Consider the following 23,003-nt stretch of genomic DNA (forward strand, 5'->3'; position numbering starts at 1 on the left):
TCGTTTTAAAAAATGGGAAGCAGCCAATCATGTTCAGACACCCTGTCAGAACATGATTGGCTTTTTTATATATTGGAGTGGTGCTGCTTGGTTATCTTTTGTTTAATATGAATGAACAAAAATAGAAAAGGGATATAAAAATATACAAAACAGAAACCAATCTTTGAGTATAAATCATTTACTTGTTCTATCTGTCTATCGTCCTCTAATATATTAGCTAAAAAAAAGAATAAAAGCAGGAATATGAACAAGATGGTACGTTGTTTGATATTTACCATTTTCTTAACACCACGGCAGGCTGCCCATAGTTTTATGCTGATATTGGGCAATACCAACAGAAACCAAAAAGAAACCACAACATATTCGAATCTTTCTACTATGGGAATTTCCGCAATGTTCAATACAGTTAATGACGGCCATATGGTATGTTTGAGATGCGCTTCACTAAAGTAAAGAAATGTGATGATTGTGACAAAAAGATATAGCAAGATCGTAAACAGAAGTCCAAAATGTGCCCATTTTTGTGATCTTTCTGGATTCTTTATGAATGGGTAGAACATGAATAAGGTCTCAAAGCCAAGAAACTGGAACAACATCGATTTAGATGATCCTACTATTTCCTTAAATGAATGATTAAACAGAGGCAATAAATGATTTACATGTGCAAACTCTAAAGAAAAGAAACTAAGGGGAAACAGAATCATAAAAGGGATGACTGTTCCCCAGAAACATATCCCGGTAATGACACGAAACCCACCTGAAACAATGTAATAAATCAGAACCAGGAAAATGAAGCTTATTTGCCATTCTTCATTAAGGGAAACATCCAAACTTGAACAACCTCAATATAAACACGGAAAACAATCAATGCCAATACAAAAAAGTAGGTGATGATAAAAACATTTAATAACCCGCCAATCCATTTCCCAAAGCAAAATTGGTGGATATAAATCACATCATTATTAGCTATTTTATGTATACGGTACATCATCCAAAGTAAAATATGAATGCTTAAACCGGTTAAGATGACGGAAATCCACGCATCGTAACCGGCGTCCTCGATAATATCTCTCTGAAAACTCATAATCCCAATCCCAATAATATTAGAGTAGATCAAAAAGAAAACTAAATAAGGAGATACTAAAAATCGTTCGTTGATTAAAGTTTTCACTTAGCTCCTCCTCGTAAAAATGAAATCCTTATTCTTCCACACCCGTTTGGATAATTGTAACCTTGGTGTTTACTGTGGTTTTTAGATGAGGATACATATCCTGAAAACGTCCATAGTCCCAGCTTCTTGATTTGGCCCTAACTTTATCTCCAAGCCCAAGTGGATCTAAGTTGTACTCTTGAAACAAGGAAATTAACTGTTGGACCTCTTTATTAAAATGTTCATCCAGTATCTTCTCCGTTTTTTCGATGTCTTTATTCTTGGTATAATTAAGCCCGGGCAGGCCCTTTTTAAGCTGTGCTTTCATTGTTAAATCGATGGATATATGCGGAATCCGATCTTTTTGATTAATCGTGTACTTAGCTTTTGAGTCCAAACTTTTCAATGAAATAAACCCTTCCTTTTCATTTCCCTTGATTTTGGTTTCATAACGTCCATTTTGGGTTCCATCCATTAACATTTTACAAAGAAAGGACTGTGTCATATTAATGTGATTGACGTACTTACCTTTATTAAATAGTGCTAATCCATCAATTTTGACTGTATTCCCCTCTATGGTGAAGTAAGGTAAAAATGGATCCATGCCTTCACTGTAGAAATTTGTCAGAAATACATGCAGATTCATTTTTGGTAAACTTCCATACTGTATATTTTGATCAATTTTATAGTTTATATGGTATGGAACCTTTTCTTTTACAATTGATCGTATTATGCCTTCCGCGGTATCCTCAGAAATGCCTAGTTGCATACGACTCCCCACTTTCGGATCCCGGCTAAGAAAATGGATAACCGGATCAATTCCTTGTTCCGCAAAATCCTTGCCAAACAATACCGTACGTAATTGTCCTACATCGATCGGATACGTTGATTTTGTATTCAATCTTGGAACGATATTTTCAAAGGAAGCAGCTTCTGTGTCCAGGACATGAAGATCTGTTTTTCCTTGTTCTTCGTATGTAGGAAAGATAACAGTTCCTTTCACTTTGTCTTCATGCTTATCGTAACCAAGGACTTGAATAATTTGAACCTGATCAATGATCCTTTGATTGGCACACCCGGCTAGGATGACAATAATACTAATCGTAAAGAGAAAACATCGTTTCATACTTCACCTCATATACTCTTTTCTCGCTTGATAAGAAAGTATGGCTTTTTCAAACAAGTATTGGTGTCTAGTGCAAGCAGCCTAGCCAGTTTTCATCCCTGAATTGACTACTTTGAATATCTTGCGGAAAACATGACCTGGATCTTTAGGTGATGTTTTCCGTAGCTCGAGGTCATAAGTCAATCACAGCAAGAAGGAAAGAACGCCTTCTGCGCTCGCCTTATGCTTGTCGGACTTGCACAGGATGTGCTGACGTCGACGTTCGCCACAGGACGTGGCGGATTTTAGTCGACGTTCGTTTTTACAAGGCGCTTTCACTTTTCTATTCATCAAAATCATTTTTCTTTTTTTTCTCGGTATATGGATGATATCTCCAAAGTGATTTCGTACGTAAATAGCTTGGCCTTTTTGAAGTTACACTATAGGATGCACGTATAAAGCTATCCGCAAAATCCTTATGTCTGAATGGATATAAGGGAACTGTATAGGGACTGCCTAATGATTCCAATCGTGTAAGATGAACAAGTATAAAACTGATTCCTAAAACGATACCCAGCCCGCCCCATAAAGCCGCAAATACAATTAAGGGAAACCGTAAAAAACGGATGGTGTTCGACATTTTATAAATAGGTGTAGTAAAGGAAGCCAAGGCTGATAAGGCTACGATGATAAGTAACACATTGCTTGTAAGAGCTGCTTCAACGGAGGCCTGGCCGATGACGATACCGCCCACTATTCCCAGTGTTTGTCCAATCTTGGTAGGTAATCGTGCTCCAGCTTCCCGTAAAAGTTCAATCGTAAATTCCAAAAAAAGGACTTCCAATACCGGCGGAAAAGGTACGTTATGACGTGAAAAGCTAAGGGTACTGAGTAAAATTCTTGGAATCATCTCATAATGATACGTTAAAATGGCTATATAGATAGAACTTGCAAAAGTTGAGAAAAGAACACTAAAGATGCGTATTAAACGAAAAAAAGAGGCAACAAGCCAAGGTAAATAGTAATCTTCAGGCGATACAAAAAAGTCAAGCAACGTGGAAGGGCCTGTGATCGCATAAGATGAACCATGACAAAACACAGCTACTTGTCCGTTAATCAGAGCAAATGCCGCCCTGTCAATGCGTTCCGTTGATAAAAGCAGAGGAAACGGTGTTAAAGAATTATCCTCTATTATTTGATGAAGCTGAGAGGAATCAAAAACGACATCAAAATCAATATCTTGTAAACGCTGGGTCACCGTTTGAACATATTGTTCATTTGTCACCCCATCAATATAAGCGATGACGACTTTGGTATGTGAGAAAGACCCTATGTGAAGATCTTTAAAAATTAAATCAGGTGTATTTATGTTCTGCCTTAATAAATTAATATTGGTTACTATGTTTTCAACAAACCCAATTCTTGGCCCGATAACACTGTACTCATTTTCAACGTTATTTTGATCGCGCATTCCTGCATTTAGATCAGCTAAATTGATTAAGGCACACTTATGATCATTTTCTCTCATTTGCAGAATAGCATACCCTTTAAGTAATTTAGATTGGATCACTTCGATGTTATCTGTAATCACAATATCTTCAATTGGAATGATTTTCTTTACATCATCGATATTCTTTAGACTATCAAAAGATGGTTCCCTGAAGACACATAAAACTTTCTGTTCCAGTTTAAGATGAACAACGAGTGTACTGTAGTAAGAAAGGATTAAATATCCTGCTTCATTTGTAAGCGGCAACTGTTGGAAATCATGAGATTTCTTAGCTTTCGCAAATAATTGGTCAATCCCTTTGTTTATACCTTCAGAATTCACAGCTTGTTCTTTATTTTTTTTCTCTAAGCCCTTTTTTTTGAATAACACGAACCCACCTCACAAGCTAACAAAATTCTTGAATATGTTTAGTATGAGAAATTTTGCTTTGATTTATGTTTTTTTGTGTTACCCTTTCAGAATAGTTTGCTGCTGAAAACATTTGGAACGGTTACTAGTCTTACTTTGCTTACGTATTGGACAAGCTGTTGCTATATGTTCGATGACTTGAACACCTGAAAGGATAGATGGATGCCGAAACAGATTACAAAATTCTATAGAAGCAAGTTTCCATTTGTGGGATAATTTTAAATAAAGGATCAGAAAAAACGGATCCATTCTTAAGCATTTAACCTACTGATTCGGGGGGCACTACATGTGGATTTTACACAGATTTTTCTCAAGATTGATTAAAATTAATTTATGGCAAATCATTAGCCTAACGGCAGGGATAATCCTCCTGTGCAGCTATTCGATGTACAGACTTGAGCCTGATACGTTTCCGAGCTATCTCGATTCCCTTTGGTGGACGATGACAACGGTTGTTACAGTAGGGTACGGAGATTTCTACCCGAAAAGCGATACCGGACGGATCTTTACGATGCTTTTGCTTTACACCTTTGGAATTGGAGCCATGGGGATTATTATCGGGAAAATATTCGAAAGCTTTAGTTTGTACCGTCAACTTAAGGAGGAAGGTAAATTGTATTATTCAGGAAAAGGCCATTATCTCTTAATTGGTTCTTCGAAAGATAAATTAACCAATGTCGTAGAAGAACTGCTGAATAGTGAAAAAAACTGTGAAATTGTCGTGATAGATAATGCCAACCAATCTCCAATCAATCACGACAGAATTCACTTTATAAGCGGAGATCCTTCAGAAGAGGATGTCCTTTTAAAAGCTAATATCCTCGATGCTAAATCTGTTTCCGTTTTTACAGATGAAAGGCACGACCTCTCAGAATATGCGGACGGGAAAACGCTCTTAATTGCTTCCAGAGTTGAGTATATTTCCAAAAAATATGATAGAAGCATTTATACAATCGCAGAGATTATGAAAGAAAAACATATTTCTTTATTCGAACACGCAAAAGTAGATGAGTTTATTTTATCCAACGAATCCGTTTCCCGACTGATGGCACAAGCTGCCGTTCATCCTGGTTCGAGCAATTTGTTCAAGCAATTATTAAGCAAAGCAGATGGAGAGAACTTATATGAGATTCGTAAAAAGCCACACTGGAATACATACAAAGCCGCCTCGATGGAATTATTTGAAATGGGGGCGATTCTGATCTCGGATGGCAACCATTTGGATATTGCCCGCAGACCCAATGATCCCATTCCAGAACAGGCAAAAATGTTTGTGATTTGTGATGAAGAGACATACTTGAAGATTGTTGGTTGATGGATTCATTCTAATATGCATAAATCCAACCTCACTTTCCATATGACGTGGGGTTGTTTGCAATGTTTTTTCGTATCGGCATTTTACAAAAAATGATTGTAAATAACTACAAAAAGGATTATCGATAATACAAAAAGAAGTAATATTTTAAGACACAAAAGTAAGAATTTAAAACCGGTTAGGAAAACTCTTTAATAAGATTAAAAATAATCAGAAAAGTTTGAAAAGGGTATGATTTTAAAGATATCAAAGCAGGATAGTGAAACTTTTCCTTAACGATTTTTATTAAGATCTTATGTGAGGGGGAGAAAAATTGGCTGAGTTGCTGATTGTTGATAACGATCAACACGCAAGAAATGAAATCAGTTCCATTATAAGTGAGAGTAAATATAACTTTCTATCTATTTATGAAGCAAGTACCGTACAAAGAGGATTGCTTCTTCTAAAGCAAAGCCAGCCAAGCGCGTTAATTATCGATTTGTCTTTACCTGACATGGACGGGATTAAATTTGGAAGAACGGCTCTACAATTATATCCGTCCTTACCGATTATCGTCGTTACGCAACTGAAAATGTTTGAATTAGCTCAACAGGCAATGAATTCCGGTTTTTCTTCCTATTTATTAAAACCTCTCTCTAAAAATGAACTGTTAGAAACCTTTGATCGGGTTCTTACTCCGGAGATTAGTTCAGCCGTCAATCAAGTAATTAATAAGGGATCAGGTTCATTTATCACTGATTTGAAAAATCCGATCGAAAGTGCGATTCAATTTATCCAATTGAATTACGGCGAATCACTCACATTGAAGCAAATATCAAACCAGGTATATTTAAGCCCCTCCTATTTCAGCCGTTTATTCAAAGAAGATACCGGAATGACATTTGTTGAATATGTATCCTTTGTCAGGGTTCAAAAAGCGAAAGGAATGCTTCGGCTATCATCGCTTCCGATCGAAGTGATCGCAAATAACACAGGTTTTGCAAATTCAAGTTACTTTGCAACCGCCTTCAAGAAAATAGTCGAAAAAACCCCAAGTGAATATAGAGACCAATTTCATTGGGAATCAAACATAACCGTTACAAGTTAAAGTGCGGGGTGAAAAAAATGATTACAATTCATAAGGAATTACAAAGGTGCAAGCAATCCGGTTTAAGAGGCGTGATTGGGACGATTATTTCTACAGAAGGATCAACGTATCAAAAAACCGGAGCGAAATGTTTTATAGCTGAGGATGGAAACGTAACCGGACTTTTGAGCGGCGGATGTGTGGAAGGAGATATAAAAGAATATGTTCATGAAGTATTAGCCTCCGGTCTCCCTACAATTGTACATTATGATTTCCAGGATGATGGAGATATCATCTGGGGTCTTGGACTCGGGTGTAATGGTAAAATGGAGATTTTTCTTGAGCCTTATCGTCCGTGTGAAGACGAAGGAAGGGCTGCCATAATTGATTCTTATTTTTCATCTGCTTTAATGAAACCGCTTCACAGTATTACGATTGTCGAGTCAAATGAAAAATCACTGCTTGGAACAAAGTGGATTATCGATCCCGCAGATAAGGAATTCTCTAAGATTCTATATGAAGAAGTCGTTCATGACTATATACGACAGTGTAACACTTTCAAGAATGGTCTTTCCTATATCGGTGGCGAATTGGATCTTCACGTCTTCTACGAGTCCACTACTCCATCGCCTCATCTTGTCATATATGGAGCCGGACCTGATGCTGTTCCCTTAGTGCGGATCGCAAAAACGTTAAATTGGCATGTTAGCGTATTGGATTACCGACCGGCATATGCCAATCAGGAGAATTTTCCGGACTCCGATCAGCTCATTGTTTATCCGTCCGGAAAGGTACCCGACATCGAAATTAACAAAAATTCATATGTCATTTTAATGACACACAACTTTTTGCAAGATCAAATCATTCTGGAAGGCATCTTAGAAACGGAATCGGCATATATAGGCCTGCTTGGTCCGCGAAAAAGAACCGATGAATTGATAGATACAAGCAAAAGTCTGGCCGGCAATTCAAAACTTCATCACATCCATAGCCCAATCGGACTGGATATTGGTTCACAAACGCCGGAAGAAATCGCGTTGAGTATCCTGGCTGAGATCATGGTGGCTTACCGTGGCGGAACTGGATCACGATTAAGTGAAGTGAAAGGGCAACGTTTGGAGAAGGAGTGTGATGTTTTATTGAAAACATGAACAAGAAAGTATGGGGAATCATTCTTGCTGCCGGCTACTCCAGAAGGATGGGAACCGCCAAGCTGTTGCTTCCTTTTAAAGGGAAAACAATACTACGCCATGTTATCGACCATGCTTTGCACTCTGCGTTATACGGAATTACGGTAGTCATTAACCCTGACATACCTGATCTAGTAAAGGAAGCGTCCATCCCGGGTATCGATAAAATAGTCATTAATGAAAAGGCCTCCCAGGGAATGTCTGCATCCGTTAAATCAGGATTGCACACGGTCCCTGCAAATGCCGATGCAGCCATGTTTCTGCTGGGGGACCTGCCCTTACTGACAGCTGATGAAATGAATTCAGTTATTCGAGATTACTATCAACACAAAACATCTAAATTAATCATTCAGGCAAAGTATGGAGATCAGCAAGGACATCCGGTTTTATTTGATAGAAGCCTGTTTTCTGATTTACTGCATGTGAGCGGAGATGAAGGCGGCAGGTCAATCATTAAGATATATAAACAAGAAGTCTATTATTCTGAAATCGGAAAAAAGATAACTTCTGATATTGATACACAGGCAGATTATCAAAATTTACTTCGGGAGGAGGTCTGTTAATTGAATACAGTAATTGGAAATCCGTTACCTCGGGTTGAAGATGCGCGATTGTTAACGGGGCAGGGAAAATATATCGATGATTTAGGGACACCTGGCAATACCGCTCAAGCAGCGATTGTAAGAAGTTCATATCCACATGCATATATACAATCAATCGACATCACAGAAGCGTTATCGGTGCCGGGTGTAAAAGGGGTTATTACCGGTAAAGACGTTCAAACCTATTTAAATCCTTTTAGCGTCGGTGTTAGTACGCCAGTCAAGTACTATCCGATCGCTATTGATAAAGTACGGTATGTTGGAGAACCAGTTGCGGTGGTTATTGCAAAAAATAGGTACATTGCTGAAGATGCAGCCGAGTTGGTGAAAGTTAAATACGAAACGCTGGAACCAATCGTAGATATAGAAAAGTCAATAGAAGAGGATGCCCCTATATTACACGAAAATGTGGGATCAAATATCGCAAACCACCGAAACTTTCATTATGGTAATGTAGATCAGGCTTTCAATGATGCAGATCGAATAATTAAGCACAAATTCAACTTTCCTAAGTATACAGCCACACCAATCGAAACGTATGGAATCATTGCCCAATATGAAAGCAGCTCAGACCAATACACCATTCAGGCTAATTTTCACGGACCGTTTATCATTCAATCGGTTATGGCGGGTGCTTTAAAGATCCCCAGTAATCGTTTGAGAATCATTGTTCCAAAAGATATTGGGGGAAGTTACGGGATTAAGGCTGGAACCTTTCCATACATGGTTTTGTGTGCTGTAGCCAGCCGAATAATCGGTTGTCCTGTTAAATGGATAGAAGATAGACAGGAGCATTTATCCGCCAGTTCAAGTGGGACAGACCGGGTAACTTATATCGAAGCTGCGGTAAAAGAGGACGGGAAAGTTCTCGGTCTTAAAATGAAAATGATTGATAATGTTGGCGCTTATATACGCGCCCCGGAACCGGCCTGTTTATACCGAACCCATGCAAATTCTACCGGTGCCTATGATATTCCGAATCTCATGATTGATGGTTATGTCGTGATGACCAATAAATTACCGACAGGACTTATAAGGGGATATGGAGGCCAGGAGCTTTATTTTCCTTTGGAACGGATTATGCAAATGATTGCTTTCGATCTCGGTCTAGACCCGGCAGAAGTCATCCAAAAGAACTTAATAAAAGCCGAACAATTTCCATATCATACTGCTTCCGGTGGAATTTATGATAGTGGAGATTATGAAAAGGCCTTTCATCTTGCTTTAGATACCGGAAAGTATCAAGAATTCCGGCAAAAGCAGGAGGAAGCAAGGAGAAAAGGGAAAATTTTTGGTGTAGGCCTGGCGTGTATCGTTGAACCTTCTGGATCCAATATGGGATATATAACGATTGCGCTTACCCCTGAAGAAAGAGCAGCTTCTCTTCCTAAATCAGGTGCTTCAGAAGCGGCAACGATATCAATGGATCCTATGGGTAGCGTAAATGTAAGAATTAGCACCACACCATCAGGGCAAGGCCATGAGACCGTCGCGGCTCAAATCGTATCGGATGTGCTGCAAATTCCAACCGAACAAATTAATGTAGTGGCTGAACTGGATACTTCTACAAGTGCATGGTCGATTGCATCCGGCAGTTATTCGAGCAGATTTGCTTCCTTAGGTTCAAGTGCTGTTTATTATGCAGCCCACAAAGTTAGAGAAAAAATTTTAAAAATTGCAGCCCACCACCTCCAAGTAGCTGAAGATGATCTTACTATCGAAAACGCTTCCATATATTCGAAGGCTGATCCATCTAAAAAATATTCCGTAAAGAGAGCTGCGGGATCAGCGCATTGGAACCCAATGTCACTTCCAGAGGGAATGGAACCGGGCATATATGAAACGTACTTTTATACAGCAAAAAAAGCTGAAGCACCGGATGAGAACGATTTAATCAATTCCTCAGTCACCTACGGATTTGTAGCGGATTTGGTGACGGTTGAAATTGATCCAGAAACTGGTGAAGTCAACATCCTGGACTACATTACGATACATGATGCAGGGAAACTCTTAAACCCTTTAATTGTGGATGGCCAAATATTTGGAGGGTTAGTCCACGGACTGGGGGGAGCTCTATACGAAGAGCTAGCCTATGATGAAAAAGGCCAGTTTTTAACAGGATCGTTTATGGATTATCTGGTTCCAACTGCGCCGGAAATTCCGAATATTACCATTAAGCATATCGAGAGCCCGTCACCAGTTACACCACTCGGAGCAAAAGGGTTGGGTGAAGGAAATACGATGAGCGCCCCTGTAGCGATTGCCAATGCAGTCAGTGATGCTTTAAAACCATATCAAATTACAATCGACTCATTACCATTAAGTCCAAATAAAATATGGAACTTACTTTCAGAACAGAAGGTTACAAATAGTTGAAAGAGGTGACAGGATATGAATGGAAAAGGAAGTTTAACACTAGAGGCCGGGATTGAAAAAGCATGGGATGTCTTATTGGATCCGAATGTGTTAGAAAAATGCATCATGGGGTGCAAAAAGATGGAACAAGAAAGTGAAAACAAATATAACGCCGACCTTTCTATTGGAATTGCGGCTGTAAAGGGAAAATATGAATCGACCATCGAGATTGCTGACATTGAGAAACCTAGTCATTACAAGCTTATTGTCAAAGGTGAGGGAGGGCCCGGTAATGTAGAAGCTGCGGGAATCATTGATCTGACCCCAATTGATGAAAACACCACAGAGCTAGCCTATACCTATGAAGCTGACGTAGGCGGCAAGGTGGCCATGATCGGGCAGCGGATGTTAGGCGGAGTGGCTAAATTAATCATCCAGGACTTTTTCAAAAAGTTAGGTAAGGAATTAAAAAGAATTGAGTCGAATGCTTGAAGGGAGGATAGACCTTGAAACCCGCAAAATTTGATTACTATTGTCCCAAAACACTTGATGAAGCACTTTCTTTGCTGGAGGAATCGGGCTTTGATGGGAAAATCATCGCAGGCGGGCAGAGCCTCGTTCCAATCATGAATATGCGGCTTTCTGGCCCTGAATGTCTGATCGATATCAATCGTTTACATGACCTGGATTTTATAGAATTTGACGAAGAAAAAGTGAAAATCGGAACATTAACAAGACAAAGCCGTGTTGAAATGTCTTCCCTTATTAAGGAAAATTGCGGCCTATTAAGTGAAGCTGTCCCATTTATAGGCCATGTCCAGACAAGAAACAGAGGAACTTTTGGAGGCAGTCTGGTTCATGCAGATCCAAGTGCGGAAATTCCGTTGTCACTAATGGCGTCGGGGGGATCTGTCCTTATTGCTTCCAAGGAAGAGACAAGGGAAGTGGATGTAGAAGATTTCTTTGTTACCTATTTGACAACAGATATCATGCCCACAGAACTGCTGACCGAGGTTCAAATTCCGATATGGAGCGGGCGAGTTGGGTATGATTTCACCGAAATCTCCCGTCGCCATGGTGATTTTGCTTTAGTTGCTGCAGCCTGTCAGCTAACTTTGGATGATCAAAACAAGATTTCCCGGGTTAGGCTAACTCTGGGCGGTGTTGAATCAGTGCCGTTGTTAGTGGAAGAGGCCAATCAAATGATGATGGGGGAAAAACTTTCAGAGGCCCTTCTTAATAAAGTGGCCGATATTGTGAGAGAAGCGGTTGACCCTGAATCAGATCTGCATGCTTCTGCGGATTATCGCACACATCTGGCTGCCGTGTTGGCGAAACGGACCATTCAAACAGCATACAATCGGGCAGGGAGGTGATCAGTTTGGGAGTGCATCAGATAAGACTTACGATTAATGGGAAAACATTCGTCGAAGAAGCAGAACCAAGGATGCTATTAAGTGATTTCATCCGTGAGAATTGCGGACTTACAGGAACACACGTAGGTTGTGAACATGGCGTCTGCGGTGCATGTACCGTCATTGTGAACGGTTCAGCCGTGAGAAGCTGTTTAATGTTCGCTGTTCAAGCAGATGGCGAGGAAATTCAAACGGTGGAAGGGCTTAGCCAAAACGGTGAGCTTACCCCATTGCAGCAAAATTTTAAAGAATGCCACGGTTTACAGTGTGGTTTTTGCACACCGGGAATTTTGATGTCGACCAGCGATTATTTAGCGAAAAATCCCGAGCCTTCAAAAAAGGAAATAAAAGAAATGCTTTCCGGCCACCTCTGCAGATGTACGGGGTATGATGGAATCTTAAAAGCAATTCAAAAAACGGTAGAGGATAACAAAGAGACTATTTTAATAGAAGGGAGTTGAACCTATGAACCTAGCAACCATGTTTGAATTTGCCGTAGAACGGTATCCCAGCCGGATAGCTGTAGTGGAAGAGGAAAAACGATATACGTATAACCAATTAAATAAAGAGATTACGAAAGTGGCCTCTTCTCTTCAAAGAATGGGCATTAAACAGCATGACAGGGTTATTGTCGTTTTAAAAAACAGACTTGAAAATATCATCATTTATTGGGCAGTCCAAAAGCTTGGTGCTGTTTATACGCCGATTAATCATCGATTATCTGCTAAAGAAGTAGAGTATTGTGTAAACGATGCTGAATCTAAAGCAGTTGTCTATGAAAATGCCAGCCAGGATGCCGTTCTCCATGCAAACTTTCAGGAGAAGCCGATCCTAATTGGCCTGGGTGCAGTTGAAGGCGCCGATATTTATTACGATGAACTCGTTGACCGAAGCCCTGGAGGTTTTGATAAACCGGTAATTCATGAGGAAGATATTGCATTAATGCTTTATACATCGGGAACAACCGGCATGCCTAAAGGCGTGCCAAGAAGCCATAAGAATGAATACTCAGCCGCAATTGCCCATATTGTGCAAAATCAATACACAGATCAGGAAAGTACACTGGGCACGATGCCGTTATATCATACGATGGGAATGCGTTCATTACTATCCATCGCTTTTCTGAATGGGAAGTACGTTGTTTTACCGGATTTTGATGCTAGGGATGCCCTTGAATTACTAAGCAGCGAAGAAATCAGCTCTCTATATTTAGTTCCAACGTTGTATCACGATATTCTAAGCCATCATGATTTCCATTCCTACCATTTAGGTAAGCTTCGGAAAATTGGGTACGCAGGAGCATCCATGACAACGGCGCTCACAGAGAAATGTGTGGAATTATTAAAGCCGCAAGTGTTTGTCAATCATTATGGAAGCACTGAAATCTACACATTTACCATCTGTCCCTATGTACATCAAAAACCAGGATGTGCAGGTAAACCAGGTCTCAATCAAAATATCCGTCTAGTTAAGGCTGATGCAGAAGCAAAATCCCTTCCTGATGATATTGTCGGAAAGGGAGAAATAGGGGAAATCATTGTAAATCTAGATTCGATCGAAGCATTTAAAGGCTATTGGAATAAACCAAACGCGACTCAAAAAGCTATTCGTGAAGGCTGGTACTTCACCGGGGACTTAGGGGTAATCGATGACGAAGGGGATTTATTCGTTGTTGGCAGGGTCGATGACATGATTATTTCCGGAGGAGAGAATATTCATCCACTCGAAGTTGAAGATGTTCTTTCCAAGCACCCTAAGGTTTCAGAGGTTGCTGTCGTTGGAGAAGAAGATGAACGATGGGGGCAAATTGTATCGGCATTTATCGTCCCAATCGATCCATCTATTACTTTTCAAGAACTGGATGAATATTGCAAAAGTCATCCAAAACTATCAAATTTCAAAAGACCGCGAAACTATGTATTCTTAAAACAAATTCCAAAAAGTCCAGTCGGTAAAATTCTTCGTCGAAAGATCAGAGATGGAGAAGTCGAATTATATTCTGGCGAAAATCAAATAGTAGGTTAATTAGAGAGGGGATTTCCAAATGGAAACAACAACAAAATACGATCATATCCGAATTGAAAAAAATATTGAGAAGAAAATAGCTACGATTATTTTTGACCGGCCTGAAAAAATGAATTATATCAGCATGACTGCCCGCGGCCAATTTTCAGAAATTTTTGATGAGTTAAACAAGGATGAGAACGTAAGGGTGATCATTATCAAAGGGGAAGGAGATAAAGCTTTTAGCGCCGGAGGAAGCATTCCACAGTTTATGGAAACGCACCCTGAGGAATTGTCCCGCCTGAGAGTTAACGTTGCATCGCCTGAGCGTTCACCTAAACCGGTTATTGCTCAATTACAAGGTTTCACTTTTGGGGTTGGATTTGAAATCGCCATGGCATGCGATTTCCGAATCGCTGCTGATGATACCCTTTTAGGACTGCCGGAAATGAATCTGGGAATGATTCCAGGCAGCGGCGGAACACAGCGTGTTGCCAGAGCCGTTGGCCTGACCAGAGCCAAAGATATGATCATGAGAGCCAGGAGAATTCCTGCCGAGGAAGCCTATCAATGGGGTTTATTAACGAAAGTTGTGGCAAAGGATAAGCTAGAGATAGAAGTAAATGAATTGGCAAATGAACTAACGAGATTTTCACCTCTGGCCCAGCGTGTAGCTAAAGAAGTGTTAAATGCTGCAGAAGAAGGGCCGCTAAGCACAGGTTTAGAAATAGAAGGCAGAGCGTATGGAATGTTAAGATGTACGGACGATTTTAAAGAAGGCGTTGACGCATTCGTTGAAAAGAGAAAGCCTAATTTTACAGGGAAGTAAGCAACTGGATTAACGAAACACCCCACAGAATTCCGTGGGGTGTTTCACCCTAGAAGAAATATCGGCAAATGTTGAAATTTGTTTAAAGTTAAAAACGGGGGTTCCAAATGAGTATTGAACGAGGTACTGGTATTAAGCAAAATATTAAAGACTTTTTCGGCAATTTACTCCCGCTGCCTTTGGAACTGGCCTTGTAGCTGCACTTTTTAGCATTATGGGACCAGGTATCATTGTTATGAACGCGGCTAGAGAAGGGAATCTTCCTATTGAGCAGGCCGTTTCCTGGTTGTTTATTATTTATACAGCAGGTGGTATGTTTACGCTTATTATGTCATTCCGCTATCGTCAGCCAATTGTAGTTGCTTATAGTATACCAGGTGCTGTTTTAGTAGGAAGTGCCTTAAAGCACATTCCTCTTAGTGAGGCCGTTGGAGCATTTATTGTTGCTGGAACAGTAGTTACACTAATTGGGCTGTCGGTGGTTACTCTTTAGCTCATTAAGGAAAAATAATTCGCAATTTTTTGAAAACTGAATAACAAGAATTTAAAACTCCTGTGGGATGTATACCTGTTATTATTATTGTTGTTAGCGCTTACAAAGCAACAAACAGGCACTTAAAAAATTAAATGACGAATGTGTTTGTGAACAAATATTCCAAAATGAGTGGAGGAAAAAAATGTCCAATTCGGCACATTCAGAGGTTGTTCCTGGCTTGCCTGATCAGAAAGCTAATAACCGCCAAATCGTATCTGCTACAACTGCATCACTTTTAGGATGGTCCTTTGATCTGTACGACCTTTTTATTCTGTTGTATGTAACGCCTACCATTGGGGCCTTATTTTTTCCTAGCAGTAACCCGACCCTTTCTCTGGCCGCAGTTTACGCCTCCTTCGCGGTGACATTGCTTATGCGTCCGCTCGGTTCCGCAATATTTGGGTCCTATGCCGATAAAAACGGAAGAAAAAAAGCGATGACAGTTGCGATAGTCGGAGTCGGTTTAAGCACCGCAACTTTCGGGCTTTTGCCTACGGTGCCGCAAATTGGCGTGTTTGCTGCCGTAATCTTCTTACTTTTACGTATGGTTCAAGGGATATTTGTTGGCGGTGTAGTTGCCTCTACCCATACGATTGGTACGGAATCGGCTCCTCAAAAATGGCGTGGTCTCATGTCTGGTCTTATCGGTGGTGGCGGCGCAGGATTAGGAGCTTTGTTCGCTTCTATCACTTTTACAGTCGTTTCCGCTTTTTTTCCTGGAGAAGCATTTAGCGAATGGGGATGGAGAGTCATGTTTTTCACAGGAATTATCGGATCGATCGCCGGTCTCTTTGTCTTCCGATCACTCGATGAATCTCCTTTATGGAAGGAACTAAAGAAGGAAGATAAAGGAAAGGTTCATAATGACACAATAGAACAAAGACCGATTAAAACCTTGTTCACATCCTATTTTGGTGTGTTAATGGTTAACCTCATGATTGTTATTGGCGGCGGCTCTGGCTATTATCTCACAGCTGGTTTTATTCCGACTTTCCTAGATGTCATTAATAATGTATCACCCGGGGTTAAGTCAGGAGTTCTAATAGCTTCAAGTATTGCTACCATTGTATCAGCGTTGATTGTCGGGCATTTAAGTGAAATTATTGGAAGGAAGAAAACCTTTTTGGGGGTCGGTTTATTAAATATCATAGGGCTTCCATTCTTTTACCTGGCATTAGGTGATGCTACCACTACAGCTTCGATTTACTTCTATACCATTTGCGTAGTGTTTTTAGGAAATGCTGCTTATGCTCCCGTTTTGATCTTTCTTAATGAACGTTTTCCCACTTCGATTCGCTCAACCGGCACTGGACTTTCTTGGAACATGGGATTTGCAGTTGGTGGAATGATGCCAACCTTTGTAACCCTGGCGAGCGGTTCGATTGAAAATATCCCGCAGACACTAATGTATTTTTTCATTGCTATCTTCCTCCTTTATATTGTTGGAAGCATTATCATACCGGAAACGAAAGGCAATTTGAAATAAGAAAACCGTCTTGGAAAAGGAAAGGGGAATACTCTGCTTTCCCCCTCTTTTTGAAAAAATAGCTTTATAAAATAGGAGGAGAGATAAAATGTCAATAGCCGTAAACAAAAAAACTCCGATTTATTACAATTATATTGGAGGTGAATGGGTAGAATCTTCGTCTAAAGAGTGGATTGAATCGTACAATCCTGCAACTAGTGAATTAATAAGCTATTCCCAGAAATCGAATTTGAAAGATGTTACGGAAACGATTGATGCAGTTCACCATTCATTTCTTCATAATGATTGGTCAGTTAATCCCAAACGCCGGTATGAAGCGTTACTTGGTTTGGCCGGGAAGATGACGGAAAAATCGGAGGATTTATCTCGGATTCTCACGGAGGAACAAGGAAAAACCATTCGTGAATCAAGAATAGAAATCTCCAACTGTATAGATACGCTAAAATATTTTGCCGGCGCTGCCCGGACGGTGTTTGGCCGTTCAATCCAATTAGAACCGAACAATTTTGGAGTAATCGTAAAAGAACCAATCGGTGTCATAGGAATCATTTCACCTTGGAACTGGCCGGCGCTTCTTATGATTCGGGAACTTGCACCAGCGCTTGCTGCGGGGAATGGTGTCATTGTCAAACCAGCCAGTTTGACTCCTTCAATATCAGTAGAAATCTTTAAGCTCATTGACGAGATCCCTGAATTTCCAAAAGGGATTGTCAGCATTGTCACGGGCCCGGGAAGCTCCATTGGGGCGGCAATGGCGACAAGTGAAAAAATTGATATGATCAGCTTTACCGGAGATACATCAACTGGAAAAGCCATCATGGAAATGGGAGCCAGCAATATTAAAAAAGTGGCTTTAGAGCTTGGGGGCAAATCACCCAACGTTGTTTTTGCCGATGCAAACCTGGACAAGGCGGTTCCGCTCATTGGTCGCTCCATCTTTATTTCTGCAGGGCAAATTTGCATGGCAGGTTCAAGAGTATTAATTCATGAATCTATTAAAGATGAGGTGGTAGCTCGTTTGAAACATTACGCAGAAGGATTACGGGTTGAAAATGGCATTTTAGAAACGGCTGATATGGGACCACTGGCCTCGCAAAGCCAGCTTGATATTGTTCAAGAGTACTGTGAAATTGGCAAACAAGAAGGGAAGATCATTACAGGCGGCTATCGGTTAACAGGAGGAGAATACGATAAAGGATATTATTTCAGCCCGACGATTATTGATGATCTTTCTGCCGACTGCCGGGTGACACGGGAAGAAATTTTTGGACCAGTACTTGCTGTACAAACTTTTTCCAGCGATGAGGAAGCACTTGAAATGGCCAATGACAGTGATTTTGGATTATCAGCAGGAGTCTGGACGGCCGATTTAAATCGCTCCATGAAAATGTCGAGGGGTATTAAAGCCGGAACGGTTTGGATTAATACGTATAATAAAAATTTCCCCGAGGCAGAATTTGGTGGGTATAAGCAGAGTGGTCTGGGACGAACTCGAGGAATCGATGGATTGATGGAATACTGTGAAACCAAACACATCCACATAGAAACGGATTAAAGGAAGGAGAGAACTCGATGAGTACTAGTAGCACAACACAAGCAACCGATTTTGAATTTTCATTCCATCTGCCTACTTTAATTGAATTTGGATTTGGCAAAGCGTCACACCTTGGAGAGAGGCTTCTCCAATTAGGGGTGAATAAAGTATTTTTGGTTAGTGATAGGGGTGTGGAAACTGCAGGCCTTCTCGACAACATGACTGAATCAATGCAAGAGGCAAAAATTCATTATGATTTTTATCTGGAAGTTGAGCCAGACCCAGGCCTGGAAACGATCGATAAGGGTGCAGAAATATTTAAAGCAAATGCCTATGATTGCATCGTGGCTGTTGGCGGAGGCAGTGCCATTGATACGGCAAAGGGAATACGTGTAGTTGCAAGTAAAGGTGGAAGTATTGGGGATTATGCGGGTGTCGATAAAATTGATAAGGCACTCAGTATCCCTCTCGTGGCAATCCCGACAACTTCTGGTACAGGAAGTGAAGTAACCATTTTTGGTGTTTACTCTGATTGGGACAAAAACGTAAAGGTGACCGTTACCAGCCAGCATATGGCACCGACCATTGCGTTTGTCGACCCTGCACTAACCATGAAATTACCACCAAAAATGACTGCTGCTTCTGGGATAGATGCCCTGGCACACGGAATTGAAACTTATTTTTCACTAAGGTCCCGTCCCGCTTCAGCATCTCTAGCGATAGAAGCAATAGCAACAGTAAGTTCTCACCTAATCAGAGCAGTTCATAACAGTGAAGATGAAGAAGCAAGGATTGGGATGTCCCACGGAAGCTTATTGGCAGGGATGGCTTTTAATAATGGCTTTCTTGGGCTTACTCATGCAATTGGCAGTGCGCTTTCCGGCCATTGCCACGTTCCCCATGGAGTCGCTATCGGGTTGCTTTTGCCGCATGTGGTTGAATTTAATGCAGTCACCCGCCCGGATAAAGCTGCTAAAATTGCAGAATTATTAGGAGTTAATGAGAGTCAGGAAGATCAATTAGCAAGGCAAGCTGCGTTTGCTGTGGCAAAATTGGTCAAGGATATTGGACTACCAACCCAACTCAGGGAAGTGAATGTTCCAGAAACGAAGCTTACTGATATCGCGAGAGACTCATTTAAAAGCGGGATGATGAAATTTAATCCCCGTCAGCCTAGTGAAGCAGAAGTGCTAGAGCTATTAAAGAGAGTGTATTGATAAAAAATTGAATGCGGGAGGAATTTTGTATGAGTGAAGAATTGATTCCTAGTCTGGATAAAAGTACATCTGAAGTAGCATGGAATTTGTATCGAAAGGCTATCCGAAAAGGTACTTGGGATCCAGCCGCAATTGACCTTAGTCAAGACAAGGCGGATTTTGAATCGCTTGATGGCGATTTGAAAGGGTACCTGATCCATTTTTGTACAGGGTTTCTTGATGCCGAAGAGAACGTAGCCTTAAAATTTTGTCCCTGGATTATGCTGGGTTCCACGACAGAGGAACAAGCTTTTCTCAGTACGCAATTATTGGAGGAATTTAAGCACACAGAATTTTTTATGCGTTATTTTAGCGAAGTTCTGGGCCGTGAACGAATTCGAGGTGTAAAAAATACGGTTCAACAAAAACTTGACGAAAGAGCCAAACAGATGCTGGATGCTTTGGAAGCCGGGCCGGAAGAAAGGGAAGCCGCGTTAGTTGAAGGACTCACACACTATCAAGGAATTATTGAAGGCGTTCAGGCAATGACAGGATATGACGTTTTTCAAGCTGTTTACGGTAACAGAGGCTTGTTCCCTGGTCTTGCTGAAGGATTTGCCAGGATAAAAGAGGATGAAGGACGTCATGTCGGTTTCGGCTTGCGCATGTTAAAACTTCTGGCCCGAAACCCAAAACACGCCAAGAGAATCCGGGCCATTTACGATGAATATCTTCCATTTATACTTATTCGTTATGACCAGCCTGTTATCGTGGACGGACGTGAAATACCAACACCACCTGAGGTAAACGGACGTGAAAGATTGACAAAATTATTCGACCGGCGTCTGAAAGATATATTTGGCAGTTTGGTAAACAATTAGGAGGTCACTTTATGAGAGCAAAATCATTTCGTAGCTGGCTGCAATACTTGCAAAAAACCGACAGACTGGCAGTCATAGATAAAGAGGTCAGCCTGCAATTCGAAGTGGCTGCTGCCACAAAGAAGCTTGATGGAATAAAAGCGTCCTATTTTACTAATGTAGAGGAATATGAGATTCCGGTTGTTTCAGGAATCTGTTCTACCCGCGAACAATTTGCGGAAGCGCTAGAAACGGATCAATACGCTATTTTATCGAAATTTTCAGAGGCGGTCTCTGCTCCTGTCGAATGCCGCCATGTTGAAAAAAGGCAAGCACCGGTTAAAGAAAATATCATTCTCAATGATATAAATTTAGATCTATTCCCAATACCTGTTCACCATGAAAAGGATTCTGGTAAATATATTACAGCCGGTCTCTTTATCGTCCGTGATCCGGTGACGAGGAAGCAAAATGTTTCCATTCACCGTCTTCAGATATCAGGCAAGGACAAATTAGGTGTATTACTTCTCCCTCGACACACATTCCATTTATATAAACAAGCAGAGGAAGCAGGCAGACCGCTTGAATGCGCTATTGCCATCGGAGTAGACCCGATTACTCTTCTAGCATCTCAAGCGAGTACACCTTTTGGGGTGGATGAACTGGAAATAGCCAGTGCTCTTCGCGAAGAACCGCTTGAAGTGGTTAGATGTGAAACTGTTGACATTGATGTTCCTGCCTGCGCGGAGATTGTTTTAGAAGGAAAAATTTTGCCTAAGGTACGTGAACCGGAAGGCCCTTTCGGTGAATTCCCAAAATATTATGGCCCACGCGGTGAAAAAGAAGTCGTTCAAATAACAGGTATTACTCACCGCAATAACCCAATTTTCTATACCATTGTACCGGCTGGTTACGAACATTTGCTGCTAGGCGGCATACCACGGGAAGCGAGTCTCATTCAAACTGTGCGTCAAACGGTCCCAACTGTAAAGGCGGTACATATGAGCCCGGGAGGAACGTGCAGGTATCATGCAATCATTTCTATTAAAAAACGGAACGAAGGGGAGGGAAAGAATGCAATTATCGCGGCACTTGCCAACAGCTTTGATATCAAACACGTAGTCGTTGTCGATGAAGAGGTTGATATCTTTAATACGGAAGAAGTCGAGTGGGCGATTGCCACCCGCTTTCAGGCGGATAAGGATTTGCTGGTGATACATGGGACTCAGGGGTCAAAGCTCGATCCTTCCACTGATGATGGATACGGCTCCAAAATGGGGTTTGATTGTACTGTTCCTTTAAATAGCGAACCTATGCGATATAAACGCATTTATATCCCCGGTTTTGATGATATGAACATTCATGATTATATAAACCGGAATTCTAACGGATTAAAACGAGAGCATCTGGAAAAAGGAAAATAAGTGAAATTCAACACTCTGGAATGGAGGATATAAATGAAAGTGGTCGTAGGAATATCGGGAGCAAGCGGAGCTATTTATGGGATCCGTTTACTTGAGGCATTGAAGCAAGTTGAAATTGAAAGTCACCTGGTGTTGAGCGATACGGCGAGAATAACTATTGAATATGAGACTAACTACAAGGTGGAAGATGTAATAGGGATGGCTACAATGGTCTATGAAAATAGGAATTTGGCTGCAGCGATCTCAAGCGGTTCTTTCAAAGTGGATGGCATGATCGTTGCACCATGTTCCATTAAGACCCTATCCGGAATTGCTAACAGCTACAATAATGATCTTCTTACTCGGGCGGCAGACGTTACATTGAAAGAGCGAAGAAAATTAGTACTGATGGTTCGTGAGACCCCGCTCCATCTCGGCCACCTAAACCATATGACGGCAGTGACACAAATGGGAGGGATTATCCTGCCACCTGTACCATCCTTTTACCACCTGCCAATAACACTTGATGATATTGTTAACCACACTGTACAAAAAGCCCTGGACCAGCTTGGAATCGAGGCTAATCTGTTTAATAGATGGGACGGCATAGAACAAAGGATATAAGAAATAATCAAACTTGATTGTCTCATACGAGGAGGGTTCAAATGAAAATAAAACGATTAAGAATCCGATTTTTGGTTCTACTCACTATTATTCTATCGGTAGTGGGATGTTCCTCCGCCTTCTACCGAGTGACTTTTTCATAATTGGATTATAAAGAGGAAATACTTTACAGTGTTTCCTCCTTTTCTTGTTGGGGCGTCAGGAAAACGCGGATATACAACGATAATAGACTTCTTCTCCGTTAAGAAAAGAACAGAATATATATGTTAAATTTTTGTAACTACTTAGGTCAGTGGAAATATAGTCGAAAAGGTCGATTATTGTTGCCGGAATATTCTTTACACGTTTAATACTATTATGGTACTTTTACATTATAATTTATTACTAATTATTGCGTGACGTATATAATATGACTT

Annotated in this window: 21 protein-coding genes; 17 read left to right on the top strand and 4 right to left on the bottom strand. The window is 40.8% G+C overall.

The features are described from left to right. Positions 1-65: 65 nt before the first annotated feature. From ELQ35_RS04800 to ELQ35_RS04810, 4 genes are all read right to left on the bottom strand, one after another. A complete protein-coding gene (locus tag ELQ35_RS04800; RefSeq protein ID WP_281278099.1) occupies positions 66-830 on the bottom strand; it encodes a GerAB/ArcD/ProY family transporter in 765 nt (254 codons plus the stop codon). Continuing rightward, complete coding sequence (locus ELQ35_RS23405; protein WP_281278100.1) at positions 797-1,171, bottom strand: GerAB/ArcD/ProY family transporter; 375 nt, start codon at positions 1,169-1,171, stop codon at positions 797-799. Before ELQ35_RS23405 ends, ELQ35_RS04800 begins: the two co-directional genes overlap by 34 nt. Before the next feature lie 28 nt (positions 1,172-1,199). Beyond that, a complete protein-coding gene (locus tag ELQ35_RS04805) occupies positions 1,200-2,276 on the bottom strand; it encodes a Ger(x)C family spore germination protein (protein WP_126863701.1) in 1,077 nt (358 codons plus the stop codon). Between the two features lie 322 nt (positions 2,277-2,598). Further along, positions 2,599-4,134 carry a spore germination protein gene (locus ELQ35_RS04810; RefSeq protein ID WP_370873428.1) on the bottom strand — a complete coding sequence of 512 codons (1,536 nt, stop codon included), beginning with the start codon at positions 4,132-4,134 and terminating at the stop codon, positions 2,599-2,601. Between the two features lie 325 nt (positions 4,135-4,459). Here ELQ35_RS04810 and ELQ35_RS04815 point away from each other — a divergent pair, with 325 nt between their 5' ends. The 17 genes from ELQ35_RS04815 (at position 4,460) to ELQ35_RS04895 (ending at position 22,587) form a co-directional block, all read left to right on the top strand. Continuing rightward, positions 4,460-5,488, top strand: coding sequence for an ion channel (locus tag ELQ35_RS04815; RefSeq protein WP_126863702.1), 1,029 nt, complete (start codon positions 4,460-4,462; stop codon positions 5,486-5,488). 313 nt (positions 5,489-5,801) lie between these two features. Continuing rightward, a complete protein-coding gene (locus ELQ35_RS04820) occupies positions 5,802-6,575 on the top strand; it encodes a response regulator transcription factor (protein ID WP_126863703.1) in 774 nt (257 codons plus the stop codon). Between the two features lie 17 nt (positions 6,576-6,592). Then, positions 6,593-7,705 carry an XdhC family protein gene (locus tag ELQ35_RS04825; RefSeq protein ID WP_126863704.1) on the top strand — a complete coding sequence of 371 codons (1,113 nt, stop codon included), beginning with the start codon at positions 6,593-6,595 and terminating at the stop codon, positions 7,703-7,705. Further along, complete coding sequence (locus ELQ35_RS04830) at positions 7,702-8,307, top strand: nucleotidyltransferase family protein (RefSeq protein WP_126863705.1); 606 nt, start codon at positions 7,702-7,704, stop codon at positions 8,305-8,307. The genes ELQ35_RS04825 and ELQ35_RS04830 overlap by 4 nt, the downstream gene beginning before the upstream one ends. Further along, positions 8,308-10,722 (top strand): xanthine dehydrogenase family protein molybdopterin-binding subunit, encoded by a 2,415-nt coding sequence (locus tag ELQ35_RS04835; protein ID WP_126863706.1) that lies wholly within the window; start codon positions 8,308-8,310, stop codon positions 10,720-10,722. It begins immediately after the preceding gene. 15 nt (positions 10,723-10,737) lie between these two features. Then, complete coding sequence (locus tag ELQ35_RS04840) at positions 10,738-11,193, top strand: SRPBCC family protein (protein ID WP_126863707.1); 456 nt, start codon at positions 10,738-10,740, stop codon at positions 11,191-11,193. Between the two features lie 14 nt (positions 11,194-11,207). Further along, a complete protein-coding gene (locus ELQ35_RS04845) occupies positions 11,208-12,077 on the top strand; it encodes an FAD binding domain-containing protein (protein ID WP_126863708.1) in 870 nt (289 codons plus the stop codon). Positions 12,078-12,082: 5 nt separating this feature from the next. Beyond that, positions 12,083-12,577 (top strand): (2Fe-2S)-binding protein, encoded by a 495-nt coding sequence (locus ELQ35_RS04850; protein ID WP_126863709.1) that lies wholly within the window; start codon positions 12,083-12,085, stop codon positions 12,575-12,577. A 4-nt stretch (positions 12,578-12,581) separates the two neighbouring features. Next, positions 12,582-14,141, top strand: coding sequence for an AMP-binding protein (locus ELQ35_RS04855; RefSeq protein ID WP_126863710.1), 1,560 nt, complete (start codon positions 12,582-12,584; stop codon positions 14,139-14,141). A gap of 19 nt (positions 14,142-14,160) precedes the next feature. Then, positions 14,161-14,949, top strand: coding sequence for an enoyl-CoA hydratase/isomerase family protein (locus ELQ35_RS04860; RefSeq protein ID WP_126863711.1), 789 nt, complete (start codon positions 14,161-14,163; stop codon positions 14,947-14,949). 214 nt (positions 14,950-15,163) lie between these two features. Continuing rightward, positions 15,164-15,442, top strand: a complete 279-nt coding sequence (locus ELQ35_RS04865; protein WP_246025978.1) for a benzoate/H(+) symporter BenE family transporter — start codon at positions 15,164-15,166, stop codon at positions 15,440-15,442. A gap of 184 nt (positions 15,443-15,626) precedes the next feature. Further along, entirely contained in the window at positions 15,627-16,970 is a 1,344-nt protein-coding gene (locus tag ELQ35_RS04870; RefSeq protein ID WP_126863713.1) for an MFS transporter, read from the top strand. An 88-nt stretch (positions 16,971-17,058) separates the two neighbouring features. Further along, entirely contained in the window at positions 17,059-18,525 is a 1,467-nt protein-coding gene (locus ELQ35_RS04875; protein WP_126863714.1) for an aldehyde dehydrogenase family protein, read from the top strand. Between the two features lie 17 nt (positions 18,526-18,542). Continuing rightward, complete coding sequence (locus ELQ35_RS04880) at positions 18,543-19,721, top strand: iron-containing alcohol dehydrogenase family protein (protein ID WP_126863715.1); 1,179 nt, start codon at positions 18,543-18,545, stop codon at positions 19,719-19,721. Positions 19,722-19,750: 29 nt separating this feature from the next. After that, positions 19,751-20,581: a R2-like ligand-binding oxidase gene (locus ELQ35_RS04885; protein ID WP_246025979.1), complete on the top strand. Its 831-nt coding sequence runs from the start codon at positions 19,751-19,753 to the stop codon at positions 20,579-20,581. Positions 20,582-20,592: 11 nt separating this feature from the next. Then, positions 20,593-21,984 (top strand): UbiD family decarboxylase, encoded by a 1,392-nt coding sequence (locus ELQ35_RS04890; RefSeq protein WP_126863717.1) that lies wholly within the window; start codon positions 20,593-20,595, stop codon positions 21,982-21,984. A 33-nt stretch (positions 21,985-22,017) separates the two neighbouring features. Next, positions 22,018-22,587, top strand: a complete 570-nt coding sequence (locus ELQ35_RS04895; protein WP_126863718.1) for a UbiX family flavin prenyltransferase — start codon at positions 22,018-22,020, stop codon at positions 22,585-22,587. Positions 22,588-23,003 lie beyond the last annotated feature (416 nt).

The organism is Peribacillus cavernae, assembly GCF_003989135.1.
Lineage (GTDB): Bacteria > Bacillota > Bacilli > Bacillales > DSM-1321 > Peribacillus > Peribacillus cavernae.

Bases quoted from the DNA above. Each gene is read 5' to 3' on its own strand.
- ELQ35_RS04865 (WP_246025978.1), top strand. From the start codon at position 15,164: ATGGGACCAGGTATCATTGTTATGAACGCGGCTAGAGAAGGGAATCTT.
- ELQ35_RS04860 (WP_126863711.1), top strand. From the start codon at position 14,161: ATGGAAACAACAACAAAATACGATCATATCCGAATTGAAAAAAATATT.
- ELQ35_RS04855 (WP_126863710.1), top strand. From the start codon at position 12,582: ATGAACCTAGCAACCATGTTTGAATTTGCCGTAGAACGGTATCCCAGC.
- ELQ35_RS04825 (WP_126863704.1), top strand. From the start codon at position 6,593: ATGATTACAATTCATAAGGAATTACAAAGGTGCAAGCAATCCGGTTTA.
- ELQ35_RS04875 (WP_126863714.1), top strand. From the start codon at position 17,059: ATGTCAATAGCCGTAAACAAAAAAACTCCGATTTATTACAATTATATT.
- ELQ35_RS04805 (WP_126863701.1), bottom strand. From the start codon at position 2,276: ATGAAACGATGTTTTCTCTTTACGATTAGTATTATTGTCATCCTAGCC.
- ELQ35_RS04870 (WP_126863713.1), top strand. From the start codon at position 15,627: ATGTCCAATTCGGCACATTCAGAGGTTGTTCCTGGCTTGCCTGATCAG.
- ELQ35_RS04815 (WP_126863702.1), top strand. From the start codon at position 4,460: ATGTGGATTTTACACAGATTTTTCTCAAGATTGATTAAAATTAATTTA.
- ELQ35_RS04885 (WP_246025979.1), top strand. From the start codon at position 19,751: ATGAGTGAAGAATTGATTCCTAGTCTGGATAAAAGTACATCTGAAGTA.
- ELQ35_RS04830 (WP_126863705.1), top strand. From the start codon at position 7,702: ATGAACAAGAAAGTATGGGGAATCATTCTTGCTGCCGGCTACTCCAGA.
- ELQ35_RS04880 (WP_126863715.1), top strand. From the start codon at position 18,543: ATGAGTACTAGTAGCACAACACAAGCAACCGATTTTGAATTTTCATTC.
- ELQ35_RS04840 (WP_126863707.1), top strand. From the start codon at position 10,738: ATGAATGGAAAAGGAAGTTTAACACTAGAGGCCGGGATTGAAAAAGCA.
- ELQ35_RS04890 (WP_126863717.1), top strand. From the start codon at position 20,593: ATGAGAGCAAAATCATTTCGTAGCTGGCTGCAATACTTGCAAAAAACC.
- ELQ35_RS04895 (WP_126863718.1), top strand. From the start codon at position 22,018: ATGAAAGTGGTCGTAGGAATATCGGGAGCAAGCGGAGCTATTTATGGG.